The organism is Embleya sp. NPDC001921, assembly GCF_053594475.1.
This window is the reverse complement of sequence record NZ_JBSFEO010000020.1, coordinates 156,193-177,503: the sequence shown is the minus strand read 5'-3', so window position 1 is coordinate 177,503 and position 21,311 is coordinate 156,193. Positions and strand designations below refer to the sequence as shown.

The window sequence follows — 21,311 nt, the reverse complement described above, 5'->3', positions numbered from 1 at the left end:
ACGTGCGGGTGTGGGGGCGAGGCGTGCGGGGGTGGGGGCGAGGCTTGCGGGTGACGTTATTACGGGTTCGGGTGCGGCGGGAGTCGGCACATCGGGCCGGGAATCTCCCGGAGCGCGGTCGACCGGGGCGCGAGACGGCGGAAGGGCCCTCCGTCGGGTGAGGACCGACTGGAGGACCCTTCGCGTCACGTGCTGCCGGGTGGAGTTCGACCCGGTCCGCTCATCGTGCCCGGCGCGACGCCCGGCCGGCGCCGCGCGCGGACGCGATGTCAGACCTGGTTGCGAATCCGTCGACGGTAGGGCACGAACAACATCAGCGCGATCGCGCCGAGCACCGCGGTCCCGGCCGCCATCGCGAACGCGGTCATGCCGCCGCCGGAGGCGCCGGTGTTCGCGAGGTCGCCCGTGGTTCCACCGGAACTGCCGCCGTTGGAGCCGACGTTGCCCGTGGGGGACTGGGTCAGGGTGGGCGGCGGGGTGCCCTGGTCACCGCTGGCCTTGAGGGTGGCCGACACGGATGTGTTGGTGACCGTGCAGGTCGTGGTGGACCGGGCCTTGATGGTGCCCAGCGACGCGTTGGTGGAGATCTTCAGCTGACCGGGCTTGAAGGAGAAGTCGCCACCGCCCCACACGTCGAACTTGCCGGTGATCGGACCGTCCAGGGTCAGCGGGTCACCGGAGTTGACCTTGAGCGCCTTCTCCGGGCCGGTCAGGTCCAGGGACCGCTTGTTCGCCCCTTCCTCCACGTCGATGGTGAAGGTCGGAACGAACTTGAGGTCGATGTTGCTGCCGGGCAGGCCCGCCGGTGCCTTGCCGACCAGGTTGTCCTTGAACTTGGCCGAGATGTCGACCTTGTCGCCCTTCTTGGCCGTGCTGGGGACGGTGATGGTGACGCCGTAGGTCGCGGTCGTGTCCGGGATGTTGACCGGGAAGTCCTCGACCTTGGTCTTGCACGCGTAGTCGACGTTCACCTCCTTGCCGTTCGGCGGTCCCTGGGTGCCGGGCGGCTCGGTGGTGGGGGGCTGCGACGTCGGCGGCTGCGAGGTCGGTGGCCGGGACGACGGCGGCGGCGAGGACGGCGGCGGGGTCCCGCCCACGTCGACCTTGATGGTGCCCAGCTTCGGCGTGCCGTTCACGGTGCACGGCACGTCGATGGCACCGGCCGCGTTGAGGACCAGCTTGGTCGGCGTGATGTCGATGTCGCCCGTGGCGTCGGACGGCACCTTGATCTTCGCGTTGAACGGGGGAAGCGTGATCGGCTGTCCCTCGGTGACCTGGATCTTGCCGCTCTCGCCCACGATCTTCGTGGTCTGGGTCGAACCCCCCGACGCCTTGGCGTCGAACGTGGCGGTGAAGTCCACCGGGTCGGGCAGGGTGACCGGCCCGTTGACGGGGGTCGCGCCCATGGTCATCTTGACCGTGGCCTCGCCGCCCGGCGCGGTCTTGCCGGTGGGCACCTCCATCGCGATGTTGAAGTCGGCGGTGACGTCCGGGGAACCGGGCGGGTACGGGATCTGGCAGGTCATGTTGACCTTGACCGAGTCGGCCGCCTGCGCGGCCGGCGCCAGCACGACCATGCCGGTGCCACCGGCGACCAGCATGCCGCCGATCGCGGCTGTGGCGAGTCTTGTCTTGGCCTTGCTCATCAGGTTGTGCTCCCTTCGTCGGGGCGGGACCCACCCCGTCGTTTTGGTCAGCTGAGCGTGAGCGTCAAGGTCGCCGAGTAGCTCTCGGCCGACGTGTTCCGGTCCGGCAGCCGCAGGGTCAGCTCCGCACCGACGTCGAACTCACCCCCCGTGACACTCGGTGACGACGATGTCGAGCACAGGGTCGCCGTGCGGCTCGACTGCGCCCGGTTGCCGGGTTTCGCCGAGCTGGGATACGGGCCGCGTCCCGGGTGTGGCGTGCAGTACGGATCCCAGACGAGGTTGTGCGCCTCGATCCGGGTTCCGTTCTCCGCCCGGAAGTCGGACATCGCGCCGGTGAGGGTCCACCCGTTGCGCGACCCGCGAAAGTCCTGCACGAGCATCGGATTCAGCGCGCCCCTGGCGGTACCGCTGACCCGATCCACGGTGAGCCGGCTCTGTCCGGTGCTCGGTGTACTGACGGCCAGGACGCCCGGGTTGATGTTGCCGTCCACCCGGGCCGGGGACCGAGGTTGCTCGATCCTGGTGTCCCAGTCCAGGTCTCCCCCGCCGGAGATCGGTCCGCCGCCGTCGCTGCCACCGGAGGTGGACCCGGATCCGCTGCCGGGCGCGTCCGGGCCGGTCGAACCGTCGCTCGGTGGAGGGGAGTTCGTGGGTTCGCCGGCGCCGGTGGGGGCGGGTCGAAAGGTGCCGCCGCCGCTCGGACCGGCCTGATCGGTGACGTTGGTGTGCGACGGCCCGAACTCGCCGCCGCCCGGGCCGTAGTAGAACCCGAGCACGGTGCCGACGACCGCGGTCGTCGCGATCAGGGCGCCGAGCCCCTTGCCGGGTCGCCTGGTCATCGTTCCGGCCCCCCGGACTCGCCGGCGCGCGGATGATCGTCCTCGCCCGCCTCGGAACCCGCGTACAGCGGACCGCCGATCACCACCGTCTCGACCATCGAACGAATCGGCCGCTTGCTCAGGTCGACCGGCTCGGCGCCGGCTTCGGTCGGGCGCCGGTTGGCCGTCCTGGATTCCGACGCACCGTCATCCGCCTTGTCCTCGGCGGACTTTCGGTTCTTGTCGCCCCCGGCCAGGCGGGACGGGGGCTCGGCCAGGCCGACTTCGCGTTCGCGCTCGCTCGTACGGCGGGCCCGTTGCTCCCCGATGAGTTCGACGATCCGCAGGAACAGCCGCCACGCCGCCACCGGGACCACGATCACCAGGAGCGCGCCGAAGATGTAGACACCCCACGGACGACCGACCTCCAGGGCCTGCTCGTCCACGACCTGGTTGTCGTACGTCACCCGCCAACTGAAGGTGCCGTGTTGACGGGGTTTCAGTTCCACCGGGAGCGAGATCGTGGTGCGCTTGCCCGGCGGGATGACGATGTGCGACTCGTAGTCTTCCCAGGTCGGGGCGTAGACCCCTTGGTAGAAGCCGATCCGGAAGGTCGGGTTGATGATGGGCGACTGCCCCATGTTGCCCACCTCGATCCGGAACCGGCGCTGCACGGGCGAGCCGAACCACGTGAAGATCGAGTCCTCGCCGGCCATGTGGCTGTCGATGAAGACGAGTCGACCGGGCGTCTTGACCGTCTGCGGCAACGGGGCGTACGGCGCTCCGTCGATCTCCAGCGGCACGCTCGCGTCCTTGGCCGGGCCGTTCATGATCACCGCGATCCGGACCACACACGGGCACGGGGACGGCGGGATGGCGGCGGTCAGGGTGATCGAGACGTTGCCGCCCGCGTCCACGGTGCCGCTCGCGGCACTGGCCGCCGCGCAGTTGACCGTGCCGCGCAGGCCGTTCTCCCCGCAGATGCTCGCCTGCACCAGGGAACCGGGAGTCCAGTCGCCGCCGACGACCGAGACCTTGTCCCCGGCCGCGACCTTGCCCGGGTCGATCGACGCGCTCGGTGCCGCGCCCGGCGCGGGGTCCGCCGCACGCGCGGGCGCCGTGCCGCCGAGGGCAACCAGCCCCAGCAACAGCACGGCGATCAGCGCGAGAGCGGTACCGCGCGTGCGGCCGACCCGAACTGCGTGACTGACCCGGTTGCCCATGATCAACGGCCGACCCCCGCGGAATCGGCGGAGTCCTCGGCGGTCGGCGCGTCCGCGCGAGGGCGCGCCGGCGGTTGCTTGCCCTTCGGGCGCTTGACGGCCTTCTTGGCGGGTGCGGCCTCGGTGGCGGGCTCGGCGGACCCGGCGGGCTCGGCGGGCTCGGCGGCGGTTTCGGTGGCCGGTTCGGCGGCGGGCTTCGCACCGGGCGCGGCCTCGGGCGCGGCGTCCGCGACGTCGGGCACTTCCTCAACGGGCTTGTCCATGGCAGGAGTTTGCTCGGCGGCGACCCCACCGGACACGGCAGCCTCGTCGGCCGGCTTCTCCTCGACGGCGTCGCCGTCCGCCGCGTCGCCCTCGCTCGCCGCGGCCTCGCAGGCCGTGGCCTCGGTCGGCTTCTCCGCGGTCTGCTCGGCCTGCGTACCCTTCTCGATCACGACCGGCTCGGCATCGGCCTCGGCGACCTCGGCCGGTATCCCGCTCTTCGCCTCGGCCCGCTCGGGCTCCCCTGAAGTCTCCGCCGCCGCCTTCGCGGGCTCGGCCGGCACCGGCTCCTCGACCGCAGGCTCGGTCTCGGTCTCGGGCTTCCCGGAGTTCTCCGCGTGCTCCGCGACGGTCTCGCCGGCGGGCGCGGACGCGGCCGGGACCGGCGGCAGCACGGTGGTGTCGTCGGTCGGACCGACCGGACCGCTCGGCTTGGCCGGGTCGCCGCCCTTGCCCTTGCGACGGTTGCGCCACAGGCCCCAGCCGACGCCGGCGACCAGCAGGAGCGCGGCCAGGGTGACCAGGCTGGGCCACGGCACGGCCGTGTACGACGCGCTCGCGTCGTCCTCGAGGTTCTGGTCCGCGACCTTGCCGTCGACCTTGACCGTGACGTGGTCCAGTCGCGGAGCGTCCTTCCACTCCACGACCTTCTCCACGGTCGAGCCCGGCAGGATCTCGGCGCCCTCCTCGACCTTGCTCATCAGCTTGCGCCCGAACAGCCCCTCGGCCTTCAGATCGAACTTGGGGCGCAGGATCACGTTGCCCCGGTTGATGATGCGGTAGGTGATCTTCGCGTCGCTGGAGCCGAAGAACTGCCCGAAGCCGGCGTCCCGTTCGACCTCGACCTTTTGGATGTCCATCGCCGGCAACGCGTCGCCCTGCACCCGCAGGTAGACCCGGGCGCCGATCTGGCGCTGGATGTTGACCTTGATCTGCCCCTGCTGCTGGGTGCCCTCGATCGCGGTGTTGAGCGCGACCACGGCGCCGGGGTGGTCACCGGGAGTCGCGTTCGGCGGGATCACGATGTTGAACGGGACCTGGCGCTTCTCCCCCGGCTGCAGGGTCAGCGTCTGGTTCTCCGGCGCCACCTGGATCCAGGTACCGACGTCCTTCTGCTTGTCGGTGACCGTGCGCAGCGCGAAGCCGCCGTCGCGCGGCGTGTTGTACGCGTCCGCGCCGAACAGCTTCATGGTGAGCGGCGCCTGGCTCGTGTTGTGCACCGTCACCACGTCGGGGACGGTGGTGCCGGCGGCGCCTTCGAGGAAGAAGTAGCGACGAGCGTTCTGGCTCGTGCCGTCGGGCACGTACGGATCGACCGACCATTCGCCGTTGCCCGCGGCCGACGCGGGGGTCGGCGCGACCAGCGTCAGGGACGCGAACAGCGTGGCCAACACCGCGAACACGGTGGCCAGGGATCGGGTACGTCCGCCTTGCCGGCGGCTGTGTGGGGCCGGGGTGCCCGTCATCGGTGTCTCCAGCGAGTCTGTGTGCTGCGGATCGAAAGGGCCGGCTTCGGGAGCGGATCCGAAGGGCCCGCGCTGTGTGCCTGGGTGGTGCGGGCGCGGATCGGGCGGGTGCGGTGTGGGCGGGACGGGCCGGCTGCCCGCCCCACCCTCCGCTCTGCGTCGATCCGCAGCGGCCCGCTCCGGCGGACCGTGCGCCACGGATGGTTTTCCGTGGCGCACGGGCCCCCGGTGTCGAGGCCGTTCGAGGTCTCCGCGCCGGACGGGGTCCGGACGGAGATTTCGGTCAGGAGATGGAGAGCGTGAGCGTCGCGCTGTAGTTGCCGGGCGCCTGGTAGGCCGGAACCGCCAGGGACAGACCCGCGTCGGCCGCGAACGTGCCACCGGTGACGTCCGCGTTGGGCGCGGATGCCAGCGTGGCGCCGGTCTTGCCGATCGGGCCCGCGCTACCGGCCACCGCCTGGCTCGGCGACCCCTCGCCCGGGGTGACCTTCGGCGTCCAGGAGAACTTCTCCGCCGGGATGGTGCCGCCCGCGTTGTTGCTGAAGTCGGTCACCGCGCCGGTCAGCGTCCAGCCCGTGGCGCCGCCCCGGTAGTCCTTGACCGTCACCGTGTTCAGCGCGCCGGTCATGTTCTGCTGGGTGCCGTTCAGGGTCACGTCGGAGAGCTTGATCCCGCCGTTCTCCTGGGAGATCGTCAGGGCACCACCGGCGATCGTGCCGGTGAGGTCCTGCTTGAGCGAGCCGACCGGCGGTGCGCCGTCGACCGTGAACGGGGCGCCCGCGGACAGCGTGCCGCTGGTGTCCTCGGACGCCGCGATCAGCGTGGTGTCGGCCTTGTTGACCTTCACCTTCGCGGTGAACTTGCCGTCGGCGCCCGCCTTGGCCATCACCAGGCCGGGAACGTCCGGCTGCTGTGCGGCGTTGGTCGGGATCACGAACACGTCGGCACCGGGCGTGTAGCCCTCACCGTTGACCGTGACCTCGGTGCCGACCGGCCCGTGCGTCGGGTTCAGGGTGAGCTTGCGCGGGTTGCTCGGCACGTCCGCCTTGACCGTCACGTTCGAGGTCTTGGACTTGTCGCCGACGGTGACCTTGAGCTGGTACGAGCCGTCCGCGACGGTCGCGCCGATCGTCGCGGTACCGGCGAGCGCACCACCGGTGACGGTGAGCGCCCCGGTGACCTTGGTCGCGTCGCACGCGTTGCCGGTCGCGTCGCACAGTTCGACGGTGGGCGTACCGGCCGGCCAGTTCGTACCGGCGACGGTGAGGGCGCCGCCGGGCTTTACCTGTCCGGGAGTGGTGGTCAGGGTCGGGTCGAGCGGCGGGGCCTCGGCGACCTTGTAGGACGCGGCGACCCCGTTGCTGCCGGTCACCTGGCAGGTGGCCGTGGTGATCGGGTCCGGCATGCCTTCCAGGTAGACGTCGAGTGCGAACGTCTTGAGCGTCAGCTCGATCGTGGTTCCCGGCGCGGCCTGGGGAATGGCCAGGTCGGCGGTGAACTCGGGCGGGTTGATCCCCTGGGTGGGACCGATGTCCGCCTGGAACTGCGGTGCGGTCAGCGTTACTTCGCCGCCGGTGCTCAACGTGAAGGTGTACTTGCCGACGAAGCCGATGTTGGTGAACGGGTCGTCCGGCCGCAGCGGGTTCTCGCCCGCGTCGATCTTGGCCTGCACGGTGGCCGGCGCGTTGCCGGTGCTCGGCGTGAGCGCGACATCGAACGTCTGCTTACCGGACTTGTTCCAGTTCAGAATCGGCTCGGTGCAGGTCAGGTCCGGATTGACCGAGGCGGCGGACGCCATCGGCGCGCCCGCGACCAGCCCTGCGGTACCCGCGATCATCGCGACGCCAAGCGACGCGACAACCTTCTTGCTGGGTTTGAACATTGTGGTGCTGCTCCCTTCAGGGGGTTACCACCGGTCGCCGGGGGGCGGGGCGGTCGAACACCACACCGGAGCGAGTGCCGAGGAGCGTCGCACTACCGTGGGCCCGGCGCTCCGGTGCCTTGCCTGGGGCGGTCGCCTCGCTCGAGATCCGTTGCACGCGGCCGAGGCGGCCGTCTCACTGTCCGTCGAGCCCGAGCGGGACACGGATCGTGTGCTGCGAATTGAAACCTGTTACAGATTCTGGCGTGCCATTCACGCGCGATCGCGCCGCATAGTCAATAGCCGCCGGGAAGCGGCGCGGTCGGCCTTCCGAACCGCGAAGGCCGACCGTCCCCAGCGATCGATCAGGCGTTGCGCGAGGCCCGGACCCGACGGGTCGCGAGCAGTACGCCGCCGATGCCGAGCAGACCGACGGTGCCGCCGAGCAGGCCCATGGAAAGCGCGTCGTCCAGCGGACCGGTCTTGGGCAGCGTGCCCGAGCCGGTCGTCGTACCCGACGTGGTGGTCCCCGACGTGGTGGTGGTGGAGCCCGACGTCGTGGAACCCGAGGTGGTGGAGCCCGATGTCGTCGAACCCGACGTGGTGGAGCCCGAGCTGGTGCTCCCCCCGGTCGTGCTCGCGGCCGGCACGGTCACCGAGTAGGCCACCGGAGGACTGGTGTCGGTGATGGCGCAGGGGACGTTCAGGGTCAGTTCCGGGTTGAGGACCTCGATCTTCAGGGCGAAGCCCTTGGGGAGCAGGTCCACCTTCCCGGTCGCCTTCTGCGGCACCGAGACGTTGGCCTGGAACGAGGGCACGTCGATGCCGACGTTGGCCACGAGGTCCAGGGTGGCGGTCGCGCCCACGGCGGTCACCGTGGCGGACCCGCCTTCGTACTTCGCCGTGAACGTGACCGTCGGCGTGATCTTGACCTTGGTGCCCAGCGGCGAGGATGCCGGGCTCACTCCCGGGTCGATGGTCAGCTTGATCGACTTGCCCGCCTCGCCGGTGGCCGGACCGGTGACCGTGAACGGCTGGGGGCCCGTCTTGTCCTCACCCATGGCCGCTCTGACCGTGGGGTCGCTGAAGTCGCACTTCACCGTCGTGTTGACGGGGGCCGCGCCTGCCTGCGGCGCGAACGCGAGCATGCCGCCCGCCATGACGGCGAACGCCGCCAAGCCGCCTGCGGTTCGCCTAATGGGCCTGCCCATACGGTGGTTCTCCCTTCGGGGGGATTTCTTGCTCGTCGAGAAGTCCTGATCGGAACGGCCGGAGCGACACGCGCTCAGCAGGGCCGGTCCGGCGTGTCGGCCTGCACCGACCCGGCACGCGCCCCGACCCATCGGGTACACGCGGTCGCCACACCCGACTTCCCCCTTTCGAGGCGCGGACCGGGCGGGAAACCGGACCGCGCAAGCACCGGTGGGACACGCCTCGCGTTCCCTGGAGGGGGCTTCCCTTGGCGCGTCCGGGAGACATCGAGACTGTTCCAGTACTTGATGTCACGTCAGATCTTCGGGTGACGGTACGACAAGTGGCATGAGCGGACAACAGCGAAAAGCAGAAAATCTGCATCCGTCGGACACGGTTCCATATCGCGCGGACCTGCGAAATCACTGTGTCGACAAGACGGTTGACAGGTCCCCACAAACTCGACACGTGTCAAGTACAAGTGATTCCCGAAGGGGCCCACAAAAGCGGAAACTCCGGGCGGATTCGCCCGGAGTTCCGTTCCGCCCGCGTCGATGTCGACTACGAGACGGTCACCGCCGCCGTCTCGGCCAGCGGGATCTGCGCCTGGAGCACCTGGCCGTTGTACACACCGAGGATGCCCATGGACACCCGGTACTCCCCGGGCGCGAGCGGCTCGGTGTCGGACCTCAGGACGGCCGTGCCCGCCGTGGCGGCGGTGAGGCAGTCGACGTACTCCCCACCGATGGACACCCAACCGCCGCCGGCCGCGCGCTTGGACAGGCTGTAGAGGACACCGCACTGCGTCCAGCCGGTCGGCGTCGCACTGTTGAAGTCGATGTAGGTCGACGCCTGGAGCGTGCCGCCGACCTTGGCCAGACACGCCGTACCGAGCGTGCCGCCGTCGGGCGCGAACGTCCTGGGCCCGTCACACGTCTGCCAGTTGTCGTTGACACCGGCCGTACCCGCGGACGCGGGAGCGGCGAATCCGACGGTGGCGGCCAGCATTCCCGCCGCCACGAGCGCCTTTGCCTGGACCGAAGCACGCATGCTGTTTCCTCTTTCCCGGGGTGGGTGTCACGGCGCGCGAGAGGGCGCGCCGGGTGGAACGGCACGTACGGGTCTGCTGGAGCGCGACCAGGCTGACACAACGTCGGATCGCAAGCCGGCGCACCGCCCGGGTGACACGTGTGCAACCGAAAGTTGGCGCGCTATCACCGTGTGTCGCGGTGGCATGTCCCGTTTCCCGGCGAAAGGTTCCCGCACGACGTCGCCGAACCGGACGGTTTTCGGTCTCGTTCGAGCGGAACGATCCGCTCCGCCCGAATGGGCCTTGCCTTGTCGGGATCCGTATGGGACGCGGGCGATCGGCCCGTCGCCGCGACCGTGACACTCGGCGGTGGCGACGGCGACGCTGCGTACCGACGCCCCGCGAACCCGGTCACAGCCGGACGGGATCCCTTGACACCACGTCAGGCGAGCGGAATCAATGGGCATTTGGCCCATTTATGGAACACGTTTCAGGCCACCCCGAGGTCCCGACGGACCGGGGTCCGACAGGAAGGGAGCGTCCCGCGCATGGTTCCACCCCGCAGGAGGCTGTTCGCGATGCTGGGGACGGGCGTGCTCGTCGCCGGCGCGGCGGGTCTCACGGCGGTCGCGCCCGCGGCCCGGGCGGCGCCCGTGGAGCACGAGGTGAGTTGCCGACCTCCGCTCCTGGGCGGTCCCGACTTCACCTGGAAGCCGAGGATCGAGTTGTCGGTGTCACCGCCGAAGCAGGGCACGTACAAGGTCGGCGAGGAGGTGACCGTCACCTGGCACTGGGCCACGCCGCCGCGCAACCCGTGGACGTGGACCGGCGTGCTCCCGGACGTCGAGACGCCGACCGCCACGGTCAAGCTCTCCAACGCCCAGGTCGGGGACATCGCGCTCACCGGCCCCGCGAAGCACCCGGGCGCCGGGGGCTCCCAGCCGCTCCCGGTCGCGGACCTGACCGGACGGTTCACCATCGCGACCGAGGGGCGGATCGACCTCGCCCCCGGCGCGTACGTACTCAAGCAGTTCGCGATCCGGGACTCCCCCTGCACGCCGGTGCACCCGGACCGCCTGCCCGTGTCGGCGAGCATCCAGGTCGGCCTGTCGCAGACGCCGGGCCCATCGACCGGCGGCGGTTCGGGCAACGGCGGCTCCTCCGGTACCGGTTCGGGCGGCAACACCGGTACGAATCCCGGCGGCACGCCCACCACCGCGCCGCCGACCGGCGGCACCGCCGCCCCGACCGCGGGCACCGTCGGCGATCCCACGCTCGGCGGAGCGGGCACGACGCCCGGTCCCACCACCGGCGGGACCGTGCCACCCCCGCCGCCGAGCGTCCCCGCGCTCCCGCCGGCCGCCGCCCAGGTGCCCCGGACGCCGGTGAACGCCGTGGCCGGACCGCTGTTCATGCGCCAGGACCAGGCCGGTGTGACCATGCCGCAGTTCCAACCCACCGGCGACGCGCAGCGATTGGAGGGCCGGCTGAACCCGGTGTCCATCGAGGATCGACGCGGCAGCACGCTCGGCTGGACGCTGACCGCCCAGGTCAGCGACTTCGTCGGGCAGGGCGGCGAGATCGTGCCCGCCCAGCGACTGGCCTGGATCCCGGCCTGCACGACCGTCGAGGGTCCGCCCGCCACCGTCGGCACCGGCATCCCCGGCACGGTCGGCGGCAGCGCCGAGGTGTTGTGCCGGCAGAACCCGAGCACCGGCGCCGTCACCGGCGGCGCGTTCGAGGCCAACGCGCTGCTGAGTCTGTCGCTCCCGAACGGCGCGCGCTCCGACACCTATACCGGGAATCTGACGCTCAGCCTGAGCTGAGTCACCGCACCGGACCGGACGCCCTCCTCGCCGCGCGCGAGGAGGGCGTCCGCGCGTCCGCCGGGGGGCGGATCCCGCGACGGCGGATCGATGGGTCGGCACGGGCCGCCCGCCGCATTCGCGCACCGCGCGCCGGCCGTCCCGGCACCCTTTCCGGCCCGTCGCATCCGCATACAAATCGTTGCCGCCGGATCGCGTTCCGCTGTTGACTTCGCCAACGCCCCCGGGCTCAATGGGAGGCGCTGATTTCTGGAACAGGTTTCATCAGTAGGAACGACCGGGTGACAACAGCGGGGTCGGGTGTCACCCCGCCGACGTCGAATCGGCGCACGGCACCGAATCGACCGCCCCGCTCCGCGCGGGTCACCGACGGCGGCGGACCGGTCCCGGTGTGGTGTTCGACTGCCCGCTCCCCCGGCGGGCCAGGCAGGCATCCCGAGGAGGGACAGCACCACATGCTCAGACCAAGAACCAGGGAAAGTACTGGGTCCGGATTCCGCAGCAAGCGCATGGCCGGCGTACTCGGTACCGCCCTCGTGGCCGGTGCCCTGGGCGTGGGCGCGGGGGCACAGTCCGCGAACGCGGCTCCTGTGACGTACAACGTGCACTGCGTACCGCCGAGCATCGGTGGCGGTCCGTTCGACTTCGACGCCCAGGTCGACCTCACCGTCGATCCGGTGAAGCCGAGATACAACGTGGGCGACGAGGTCACCGTCTCCTGGACCTGGAAGGACGCGGCGAGGAACCCGTCCTCGGTGACCGTGAACGCGGACGCGGTCAAGCCCCGCGGCAAGGTCCTGGTCTCCGGCGCGCAGGGCGGCGAGATCGCCATGGAGGGTCCGCAGAAGAACGCGCAGACCCCCGGCGGCGAGAAGTTGTGGCTGTCGACCATGACCGGCAAGCTCAAGATCGCCAAGCCGGGCGAGCTCAACCTCTCCCCCGGCGGCTACACGAGCACCGCGAACATGTTCGGCAGTTGGGACACGCCGTGTACGCCCAACGGCACACCGGGCGTGGGCGCCACGCTCAAGGTCGACGGCGCGGTCAAGGCACCGACGGCGACGTTCGATCGAAACATCGCCCGTCCCGGCTCGACCATCGACGTGACCGGCGAGAACTGGCCGATCGGCGCCGGCGGCGTCACGGTGGAACTGTGCGATCGAGAAGGCAACGCCTGTGCGGCGGAAGGGGCGTCGGGATCCACCCTCACCGTCGACGCCTCCGGAAAGCTGGCCGGCAAGGTCAAGGTGGCGGCCAATGTGCCGGATGCCGTTCGTCAGGTCAGGATCGGCTCGGGCACGGCGTCCGTCCTGGTCCCGATCTCGGTCGCCAAGGACGCGCTGCGGCACTCCGAGCCGGTCAAGTACGGCGTGCGCTACACCCCGGCCTGGGGCAACGGCCCGGTCTTCGACTGGGAGCCCGAGGTCGCGCTCTCGGTGACCCCGGCCAAGCCGTGGTACGAGATCGGTGACGAGGTCACCGTCGAGTGGAAGTGGATCGGCCACCCCCGCAACCCCTCGAGCTGGGTCGTCGCGCTCAAGGACACGGTGACGCCCAGCGGCACCGTCAAGGTCTCCGGCGCCCAGACCGGCGACGTGCAGGTCACCGGCCCCAAGGGCAATCCGGCGTCGCCGGGCGGCAAGGTGCTCGAGGTCGGCGACATGAAGGGCGGCCTGAAGATCACCAAGGCGGGTCGGATCGATCTGGCGCCCGCCGGATACGGCCTGAAGGTCATCACCATCTCGTCGAGCGGCGCGCCCACCGGTACTCCGGCGGTCTCGCACTCGATCGCGGTGGGTGCCCCGGCCCAGGCGACCCTGATCGTGGATCAGAACCTGCTGAAGCCGGGCGACGTGGCCAAGCTCTCCGGGGCGAACTGGCCTACCGGCCAGGGCAATCCGCAGATCCAGTTGTGCGCGCAGGACGGTTCGAACTGCACCGGCTCCGGGTTCGGCGCGGGGTCCGGCTCGGTGGCGCAGGGCGGAGCACTCACCGTCCAGGCCACCCTCGGCGCGAACGTGGCGCCGGGCAACTACCTGGTCAAGGTCACCGTCGGGATCACCTCGCTGACCGCGCCGATCACGGTCACCTCGGCGGTCGTGCTGCCACGCGCGATCACCGCGACACCGGACAAGGGCCCCTCCGGCACCAAGGCGCACGTGACGGGGAAGAACTTCACCCCCGGCGCGCCCGTCCTGCTGGAGACCCTGGACGCCAACCTCGCGGCGACCGGCGACACGGTCGAGACCACCGCGGGCGCGGACGGTGCGTTCACCGTCGATCTGACGGTGACCAAGCCCGGAACCACCCAGATCCGGGCGTCCGAGAAGAGCGACCGCAACAAGATGGCGCTCGCCGCGTTCACCTTCGAGGGTGGCGGCGGTCCCGGTGAGCAGCCGGGCACGCTGTCGATGGCCCAGGCCGGAAGCGGTGTCGTGCTCGCGGACGTTCCGTTCGCGAACCGGGACCAGACGATGACGGGCACGCTGAACACGGTCACCGTCACCGACGCCCGCAAGGGCACGCTGGGCTGGCAACTCACCGGCTCCGTCTCGGACCTCAAGGCGGACGGCGGCTTCTCGCTGCCCGCCTCGGCGCTGTCCTGGACGCCGCGGTGCGCCGTACTGGACCCGAACTCGGCGAGCCCGGTCGTGACCGGGTCCGCGGGTACGGTCAACGGCGGCCTGCTGTGCAGCGCGGCGGCGTCCTCGGACCCGGCGCACAAGACCGGTGGCGTGTTCACCGCGGACGCGGGCCTGTCGCTCGCGATCCCGGCGTACCAGGCGGCCGGCACCTACACGGGAACCCTGACGCTCACCGTCTCCTGACGGCGCCTCAGCCCTGCTCGGGGCGCTCACCGACACCTTCCGAGGTGGCGGTGGGCGCCCCGTTCGCATTCCCGCGTGCCGGCCGCACGTGGCAACGAACCGGCCGCACGCCGCCACAAAGTGGAACTTGTTCCACCGCTTCGAGACGACACGTGTCAGTGCAGGTCAGCACCCCGGCGAAGACCTACTCGCCGGTCATATGGGCCGATCACGCCTCTTGACTTCGTCGGACGAAGGCGCATCAATGTGACCCGCCCCACTTCTGTAACACGTTCCACTTAGCACGCGCGTATCCGCCCCCATGCCGCCGACGCGACGTCAACGCCCGCCGACGGCAAGGAACGCAGGACAGGGAGCAGCACCGGATGAAGCAACGCACCATGCGCCTGGCCGCCGGGCTCGGCGTCGGCACCCTGGCGATCACCGGACTCCTCGCCGGCGCCCCCGCCGCCCTCGCCGGCACCGCGACACCGACCGTCACGTGTTCGCTGCCGCTCGGCCAGGGCGAGAAGACCGGGCCGATGTCGGTGACCGTGGACGGCCCGACCACCGCCAAGCCCGGCGAGACGATCGACCTGAAGATCACCCTCGGCCCGAGCCCGGCCACCAGTCCGGCCGCGCTCAACGGCATCAAGATGACGCCGTCGATCGACTTCGCCCTCTCCGGCGGAGCCACCGGCTCGGTCACCCTGACCGGGGCCCAGACCACGATCGACATCCCGGCGAACACGCCGATCCAGAGCCCGCCGTTCACGGTCAAGCTCCAGGTCCCGGCCACCGCGTCCGGCACGGTCGACCTGACCCCGACCAGGACCACCACCGCCACGGTGACGCCGTACGGCAACTTCACCACGCCGTGCGCGGTCACCGGCGGCTCCGGCGTCGCGCAGAGCGTCACCGTGCTGAGCACGCCCGAGACGGCCACCCTGAGCGCGTCCCCGGGCACCGTGGAGGCCGGCAAGGAGACCGTGCTCTCCGGTACCAACTGGACCAAGGGCGGCACCGCCACGCCGTCGCTGTGCGCCGCGGACGGCGCCGCCTGCGACCCGGCGGGCATCTCCGCGAACAGCCTGCGGATCGGCGCCGACGGCGTGCTCTCCGGTGGCGTGACGGTCGCCCCCGGCACCGCGGACGGCGCGTACAGCGTGCGGGTCACCGACGGCGCCCGCAGCGCGACCACACCGCTGACCGTCAAGAAGGCCGACGTCCCGGTCGTCCAGCGCAAGGTGACGCTGAGCAAGAGCACGGTCCGCCCGTGGACGTTCGTGAAGGTCTCCGGGGAGAACTTCACCCCGAACACGCTGATCGCCCTCGCCGGCGTCGAGGGCGCGAAGCCGACCTTCAACTTCGGCGTCGCGTGGACCGACCGCAACGGCAGGTTCTCCTCGTGGATCCTGGTCACCAGCAAGAAGACCACCGGAATCACGGCGGTCGAGATCGACACGAGCTTCAAGTTCGACAAGCTCGGCATGGCGGGCATCACCGTGAAGTAGCCCACGGCACGCACGCGTCGGCCCCGGTACCCGATTCGGGTACCGGGGCCGACGCGTGCGGATCCCGGACGACGCTCGACGCGAGGCCGGACGGCGCTCGACTCAGAAGCTGTAATCCGGCGACCCGGGGGCCTGCCTGCCGTTGCAGTAGATGTCGTTTCCGGTCCCGGGGACCGGGTTCCGGATCTTGATCGACCAATTCGTGGCGCTCGGCGGAGCGCCGCTGGTGTCCTTGAACCGAGCCGTCGTACCGGCCGGAATCACCGCGGGAACCGCGAGCGGCCCCAGGACCATCGGCACGGGCCCCCAGAACGGATGGGTCGTCCCCGCGAAGTCGAACACCGTCCCCACCCCCGAACCCCCGCCGCTGGTCTGCACGATGCGAATCACGATCGCGGCCGAATTGGGCGGCACGGGCACGGGGTTGCCGACGGGCAGGTTCGCCTTCATCTTCTGCGGCAGTGTGGGGCTGGACTGACTCGACGTCAGCGCCCCGGTGATCGATGTGACGCCGGGAAAGACCGCGCCGGTCGAGTCCTGGCAAGCGATCGTGATGGACCGCGCTTCCGGCGGAATCGCGTAGGCGGAGGTGGACAGCGCGGCCACGGCGGCCAGGGTGCCTGCGGCGCACGTGACGGTGACGGTGGCGAGCTTGGTGCGTTTCACGACGGGCCCTTTCACCGGACCGGCCGAGGCTGGGGATCGGCCGATCGTTCGGAATTGTCCGCGGACAGGATGAGGAAACGCCCGTCGCGGCGACCCGAAGGTCGCCGCGACGGGCGCGTGGCGCAAGGATCCGAGCGCTCCGGCTCCCTGGTCGAGAGCCGGGCGGATCAGAAGGTGAAGGGGGTCGGGCCGGTGGCGGGCGGAACGGTGTCCTGCTTGCCGGCGCAACGAATGTCGGCCGCGGTCCCGGCGAAGGTCGCCTGGATGCGCACCGAGTAGTTCGTCGCGCTGGGGGCGGCGGCGGAGGTGTCCAGCAGGATGATGCTGGTCCCGCCCGCGATACGCGCGGCGGCGGGAACCGGGCCGAGCGTGATCGGGTTGCCCGCGTTCATCGGCAGGTTGGCCGTACCGGAGAACGTGACGCCGCCCGTCATCCGGATCGTGGTGGTCAGCGAGTTCGCCGGGATGTTGAGCGGCGCCGTGATCGACGAAGTGAGCTTCATCTTCTGCGGGTTCGGCGAACCCGGGTCGCTCGAGGAGAGGGTGCCCGCGCCGTTCGTCGAGTACGTGATACCCGAGTTGATGTCGACACAGGTCAGGTGCACCCCGCGCGACTCCGGCGGAGCGGCGTTGGCAGTACCGGACATGGCCATCACGGCCGCGAAGGCACCCGCCGTACAGGCGATGCCGACCGTTGCAGCTTTGGAACGAGACATGAGGGGTGGTGCTCCTTTCACGGCTTTCCGAATGAAGACGTGCTTGCCCGAGTGCCCTGAAGCAGGCAAGACGCTGGTACTGCCGGCCGGTATCTCGACATCGACGGGAACGGCGACGCAAGCCAAACCGCGAAGGGCCCGGATTGCTTCTGCATCGGGCCTTCCGGCACAGGGAGAGTGAAGCGGGAGAAAGAAAAGAAGTCAATGCCTAATGTCCACGTTTACAAAGCCGAGTGATCTTCGAGAAGCTTCCAACCATATCGACCGACAGAGTGCCCTCAATCCTCATGATCACCAAATGCATATCTTTGATCATGGTGACACGCGTCACTATACAGGCGTGATTACGTAACGTGAGTATCCCGCTCGAATTCCCGGTAAAACAAACGCCCCCCGGGACACGACGCGCCCGGAGAGGCGAGCGGAAACCAATCCGCGAAGGAAAGCGAAATCCATGGTTCCGGTGCTATTTCCCGGGCCCGAGCCGCTCGGCGGGCGAAGGTCGTCCGTCCCGGAGTCCGATCCACCCGCGCCGTGGGACAGGGCCGTGGCCGTTCGGGCGCGATGCGATCCACACCGGCCGGTTCGATGCGCCCGGCACGGTGGCCGGTCTGCTGCGGATACGCGAACGCGGTGGTCACACCCGCTGTACCGAGCGGCGGTGGGATCCCTGGAGAGGCTTCCTGCGGATGGGTTTCGAAGACCCGGCCCGCACCACGGCTTCGGCCCGCGTACGCGGGGAATGCGGCCGATACGGCCATTGTCACCGACCGCGCCGAGACCGATGACCGGCCCGCTCCACCACCCGCCACGGGCCCTTTCGGCCGACTCGACGCGAACCGTACGGCCGGCGAAGTAAAGCGGTTTCCGCTCCCGGGAATCCGGGAAAGAATCGAAAGGCGATTACCGGGCCGGCTTTATCGAATTCGATCTTGGTGACACGTGACACCGATAAAGAATGCCGCCCGGCCCTCCGGCCCGAATCATCGGGAATACCTCGAACGGTGGAAAGGCCGCTCGCCGGGCCACGCCCTTGTGCCCCCACCGGCTCGCGTCACCGAAACCCGGACATGCGTACGCCTGCCCGGGCGGCACGAGGCCGCCCGGGCAGGCGCGAGACGTCATCGAATCCCGATCACCGATTCCTGATCGGACCCTCCTGCACGGACAGGGTCCGGCCCTGGATCGATCAGAACGTGTAGTCGCCCGAAGCCGCGTCCTGCTTGCCGGCACACCAGATCTCCACCGGCGAGCCGGAGATGCTCGTGTTGATCTTCACCGACCAGTTCGTGGCGCTCGGCGCGGCGGCCGAAGTGTCCTGCAGGCGCACGGTGGTGCCCGCAGCAAGCCGCGAAGTCCCGGAAACCGGGCCCAGGTTGATCTGGTTCCCGATGTTCATCGGCAGGTTGACGGTGCCGGTGAAGTCACGAACGGTGCCCGCACCCGCGCCGGTCTGAATGGTGCGGATGGTGGTGGTCAGCGAGTTCGCCGGGATCGCGATCGGCGCGGTCATCGGCGAGACGAGCTTCATCTTCTGCGCCGCCGTGCCGCCCGGGTCGCTGGAGGTGAGGGTTCCAGTGCCGCCGGTGACCCACGTGGTGCCCGTGCTGTCCTTGCAGGTGAGGTTCACGCTGCGCGAATCGGGAACCGCGTTCGCGGTGCCGGACAGCGCCATGACCGCGGCGAAGGCTGCGGCCGAGCAGGCGATACCGGCACTGGCGAGCTTGGTACGAGACATGGTGGAGCTCCTTTTCATCGCTTCCGAGGACCTGGTGATGGCGCACGTTCTTCCCGGCCTGCACGCCGCAGGCGAAAACGGTGGAGCAACCGGCGGGCATCCCGAAGGGTCGGCCGACGCGGTACGAACCGGACGGCACGACGGTGTTATCGGGATCCGGGGCGGGCCCGCTTCTTCCCCACGTCGGGGCCCTCCGGCACAGCCAAAGTGAAACTGCGCAAGCGGAAGAAGTCAATACGGTTTTGTAGATGAAGTCATCGGGCAGCGATCATGAATCGATCGCGGTTCCTATTGACTCGGTCAAGCTCAGAAACAGAAGGTCGGAGCAGGTTTATCAAAGTTGATCATGGTGACACGTGACACCAAGATCGCCACGTTTTACGCATTGCTTCCTGCGCCTTTATTCGCTAGATGTTCGGGCGGACCAGCAACGTTCGGAGTTCGCCATCCCGGCCTTTTCACCCAGCCACTCGGCCAACGCTCCCGACACCCGTCGCCGACGGGCGACGGCCGCAGTGGGCGACGAAATGTCGCCCTCCGGGCGTACGCGGGGGAAGCGGACTCTCCCGCACCACCAGGCACCTCCCACCCGGCTAGGAGAAACGTGTCCCGAATGCGAAGAATTGCTCCGCGCAGGCTGATCGCGGCCGCGGCCGTCGGCGCCATCGCGAGCACCGGCGCCCTCGTCCTCGCCCCCGCCGCGCAAGCCGACACCGTCGACTACGCGACGCACTGCACCAACCCGTACTCGACGCCGCCGGACGGCCAGGTCAAGATCGACCTGGTGGTCACCCCTGCCAAGAGCAGCTACCAGGTGGGCGACGTCGTCTCGGTCGAGTGGCAGTGGAAGCTGTACCCCAAGGCCCCCACTTCGATCCCGGTCGTCGGCAAGGTGCCGAAGGACTCGACCTACCCGGTCGGTACGGTGAAGTTGACGGGCGCGCAGACCGGCAACTTCGCCATCCAGGGACCGAAGATCAACCCCGAGGCGCTGCCCGGCCAGGACCTGATCCTGAGCAACCCGGTCGGCAACCTCACGCTGACCCAGGCCGGCCAGGTCAACCTGACCCCGGACATCTACTCGACGTGGACCACGGCGGTCGGGCAGACGGTCGAGACCAAGTGCTCGCCGATCAACCCCATCTCGGTCTCGCGCACCCTCACCGTGGACGGCCCCTCGCAGGGGGCGCCCACACTGAGCGCGAACCCCGGTGAGTTCAACGCCGGCGCCCAGGTCGCGCTGTCCGGCAACAACTGGGCCGCGGGCACCCCGTCGGTGCAGTTGTGCGACGCCAACGGCGCCGCGTGCGACGCGAGCAAGATCGCGGCGAACAGCCTGGTGGTGGCCAACGGCGCGCTGTCCGGCAACATCAACACCGTCGCCACCGTGCCGACCGGCAACTACAAGCTCAAGGTCAAGGTCGGCGCAGGCGAGGCGGTCGCCGCGGTCAAGATCAACGCGGTCGCCCGGCAGGCCACGCTCAGCCCGAACCGCGGCCCCGTGGGCACCGTCGTCTCGGTGACCGGCAAGAACTTCAACCCGAACCTCACCGTCATCGCGCGCGGCCAGACCGCGACGGGCTACGTGCTGGACGAGACGGCCGCGTACGCCGACTCGGCCGCCGACGGCACGATCACCATCCCGGACTTCGTGGTGAGCGACCCGAGCATCACCGCGGTCTGGATCACCGAGGGCGTCGACGAGACGACCGGCTTCGCCGTGCCGTTCACCATCGGCGCGGCCCTGCCCGCCACCCTGTCGGCGTCGCCCGCGACCACGCACGCCGGTGGTTCGGTCGCGGTGTCCGGCAACAACTGGACCCCGAACGGCTCCGCCACCGCGTCGCTGTGCGCGGCCGACGGCTCCGCGTGCAGCACCGCCCGGATCAGCTCGGGCCCGCTCGCCATCGCCGCCGACGGCACGCTCGCCGGCAACGTGACGATCGCCGGCAACGTGGGCGAGGGCACCTACAAGCTCAAGCTGAGCGACGGCAGCAACAGCGCGCTGGCCTCGGTCACCGTGCAGCGCCGCTGGCTGGAGCTGAACAAGACGTCCGGCGACCCGTGCACGTTCGTCCTGGTCACCGGACACGGCTACGGCTCGCTCGCGTGGGTCAACGTCAACGGTCTGGCGGGCAACTCCAAGACCAGTGACTGGGCCGGCGCCTGGGCGAATGCCAACGGCGACTTCAGTATCTGGATCCTGATCACGAAGTCGAACACCACCGGCATCATCGCGTCGGAGACCTTCCACTCCGACCGCAACGCGTCGACCCCGTTCACCGTGACGGGCTGACGTACATCGCAAGGGCTCGACCGGAGGCCGCCGTCCCTGTGGACGGCGGCCTTCGCCGTGCCCGATACCGGGGTCCGGGAGGGGACGATCGCATTCCGCTTCCCTTGCCGCGCGGCAAGTCGATCATGTTGACACGTGACACCTGGATCGCCTCGAAATAGTCATTGACTTCGTCAGCAATTAACGGATGAATACGGTGTCGGACCATCTATTGCCGACCGCTACCGCATCCGTCGCATTCCGACCGGC

Annotated in this window: 14 protein-coding genes; 4 read left to right on the top strand and 10 right to left on the bottom strand. The window is 69.8% G+C overall.

Annotation, left to right across the window (positions count from 1 at the left end):
- Positions 1-269 precede the first annotated feature (269 nt).
- The 7 genes from ACWCPW_RS23995 to ACWCPW_RS23965 all read right to left on the bottom strand — a co-directional run bounded on the left by ACWCPW_RS23995 (position 270) and on the right by ACWCPW_RS23965 (position 9,519).
- Complete coding sequence (locus ACWCPW_RS23995; RefSeq protein WP_449763653.1) at positions 270-1,646, bottom strand: hypothetical protein; 1,377 nt, start codon at positions 1,644-1,646, stop codon at positions 270-272.
- Positions 1,647-1,693: 47 nt separating this feature from the next.
- Positions 1,694-2,488: a hypothetical protein gene (locus ACWCPW_RS23990; protein WP_449763652.1), complete on the bottom strand. Its 795-nt coding sequence runs from the start codon at positions 2,486-2,488 to the stop codon at positions 1,694-1,696.
- Positions 2,485-3,696, bottom strand: a complete 1,212-nt coding sequence (locus ACWCPW_RS23985; protein ID WP_449763651.1) for a hypothetical protein — start codon at positions 3,694-3,696, stop codon at positions 2,485-2,487. Before ACWCPW_RS23985 ends, ACWCPW_RS23990 begins: the two co-directional genes overlap by 4 nt.
- Entirely contained in the window at positions 3,693-5,417 is a 1,725-nt protein-coding gene (locus ACWCPW_RS23980) for a WxL protein peptidoglycan domain-containing protein (protein WP_449763650.1), read from the bottom strand. Before ACWCPW_RS23980 ends, ACWCPW_RS23985 begins: the two co-directional genes overlap by 4 nt.
- A 283-nt stretch (positions 5,418-5,700) precedes the next feature.
- Complete coding sequence (locus ACWCPW_RS23975; RefSeq protein ID WP_449763649.1) at positions 5,701-7,299, bottom strand: hypothetical protein; 1,599 nt, start codon at positions 7,297-7,299, stop codon at positions 5,701-5,703.
- 344 nt (positions 7,300-7,643) lie between these two features.
- Positions 7,644-8,489 carry a hypothetical protein gene (locus tag ACWCPW_RS23970; protein WP_449763648.1) on the bottom strand — a complete coding sequence of 282 codons (846 nt, stop codon included), beginning with the start codon at positions 8,487-8,489 and terminating at the stop codon, positions 7,644-7,646.
- Between the two features lie 541 nt (positions 8,490-9,030).
- Positions 9,031-9,519 carry a hypothetical protein gene (locus ACWCPW_RS23965; protein ID WP_449763647.1) on the bottom strand — a complete coding sequence of 163 codons (489 nt, stop codon included), beginning with the start codon at positions 9,517-9,519 and terminating at the stop codon, positions 9,031-9,033.
- 528 nt (positions 9,520-10,047) lie between these two features.
- Between ACWCPW_RS23965 and ACWCPW_RS23960 the strand changes: the two genes are divergently transcribed.
- The 3 genes from ACWCPW_RS23960 (at position 10,048) to ACWCPW_RS23950 (ending at position 15,646) form a co-directional block, all read left to right on the top strand.
- Complete coding sequence (locus tag ACWCPW_RS23960; RefSeq protein WP_449763646.1) at positions 10,048-11,325, top strand: hypothetical protein; 1,278 nt, start codon at positions 10,048-10,050, stop codon at positions 11,323-11,325.
- A 455-nt stretch (positions 11,326-11,780) separates the two neighbouring features.
- Positions 11,781-14,153 (top strand): hypothetical protein, encoded by a 2,373-nt coding sequence (locus ACWCPW_RS23955; RefSeq protein WP_449763645.1) that lies wholly within the window; start codon positions 11,781-11,783, stop codon positions 14,151-14,153.
- 365 nt (positions 14,154-14,518) lie between these two features.
- Positions 14,519-15,646, top strand: a complete 1,128-nt coding sequence (locus tag ACWCPW_RS23950; protein ID WP_449763644.1) for a hypothetical protein — start codon at positions 14,519-14,521, stop codon at positions 15,644-15,646.
- Between the two features lie 102 nt (positions 15,647-15,748).
- Here ACWCPW_RS23950 and ACWCPW_RS23945 read toward each other — a convergent pair whose 3' ends face one another.
- The 3 genes from ACWCPW_RS23945 to ACWCPW_RS23935 all read right to left on the bottom strand — a co-directional run bounded on the left by ACWCPW_RS23945 (position 15,749) and on the right by ACWCPW_RS23935 (position 18,766).
- On the bottom strand, positions 15,749-16,312 hold the full coding sequence (locus tag ACWCPW_RS23945; RefSeq protein WP_449763643.1) for a hypothetical protein: 564 nt from the start codon (positions 16,310-16,312) through the stop codon (positions 15,749-15,751).
- 167 nt (positions 16,313-16,479) lie between these two features.
- Positions 16,480-17,028, bottom strand: coding sequence for a hypothetical protein (locus ACWCPW_RS23940; protein WP_402234000.1), 549 nt, complete (start codon positions 17,026-17,028; stop codon positions 16,480-16,482).
- 1,189 nt (positions 17,029-18,217) lie between these two features.
- Entirely contained in the window at positions 18,218-18,766 is a 549-nt protein-coding gene (locus ACWCPW_RS23935; protein WP_395870558.1) for a hypothetical protein, read from the bottom strand.
- A 613-nt stretch (positions 18,767-19,379) separates the two neighbouring features.
- Between ACWCPW_RS23935 and ACWCPW_RS23930 the strand changes: the two genes are divergently transcribed.
- Positions 19,380-21,062 (top strand): hypothetical protein, encoded by a 1,683-nt coding sequence (locus tag ACWCPW_RS23930; RefSeq protein ID WP_449763642.1) that lies wholly within the window; start codon positions 19,380-19,382, stop codon positions 21,060-21,062.
- Positions 21,063-21,311 lie beyond the last annotated feature (249 nt).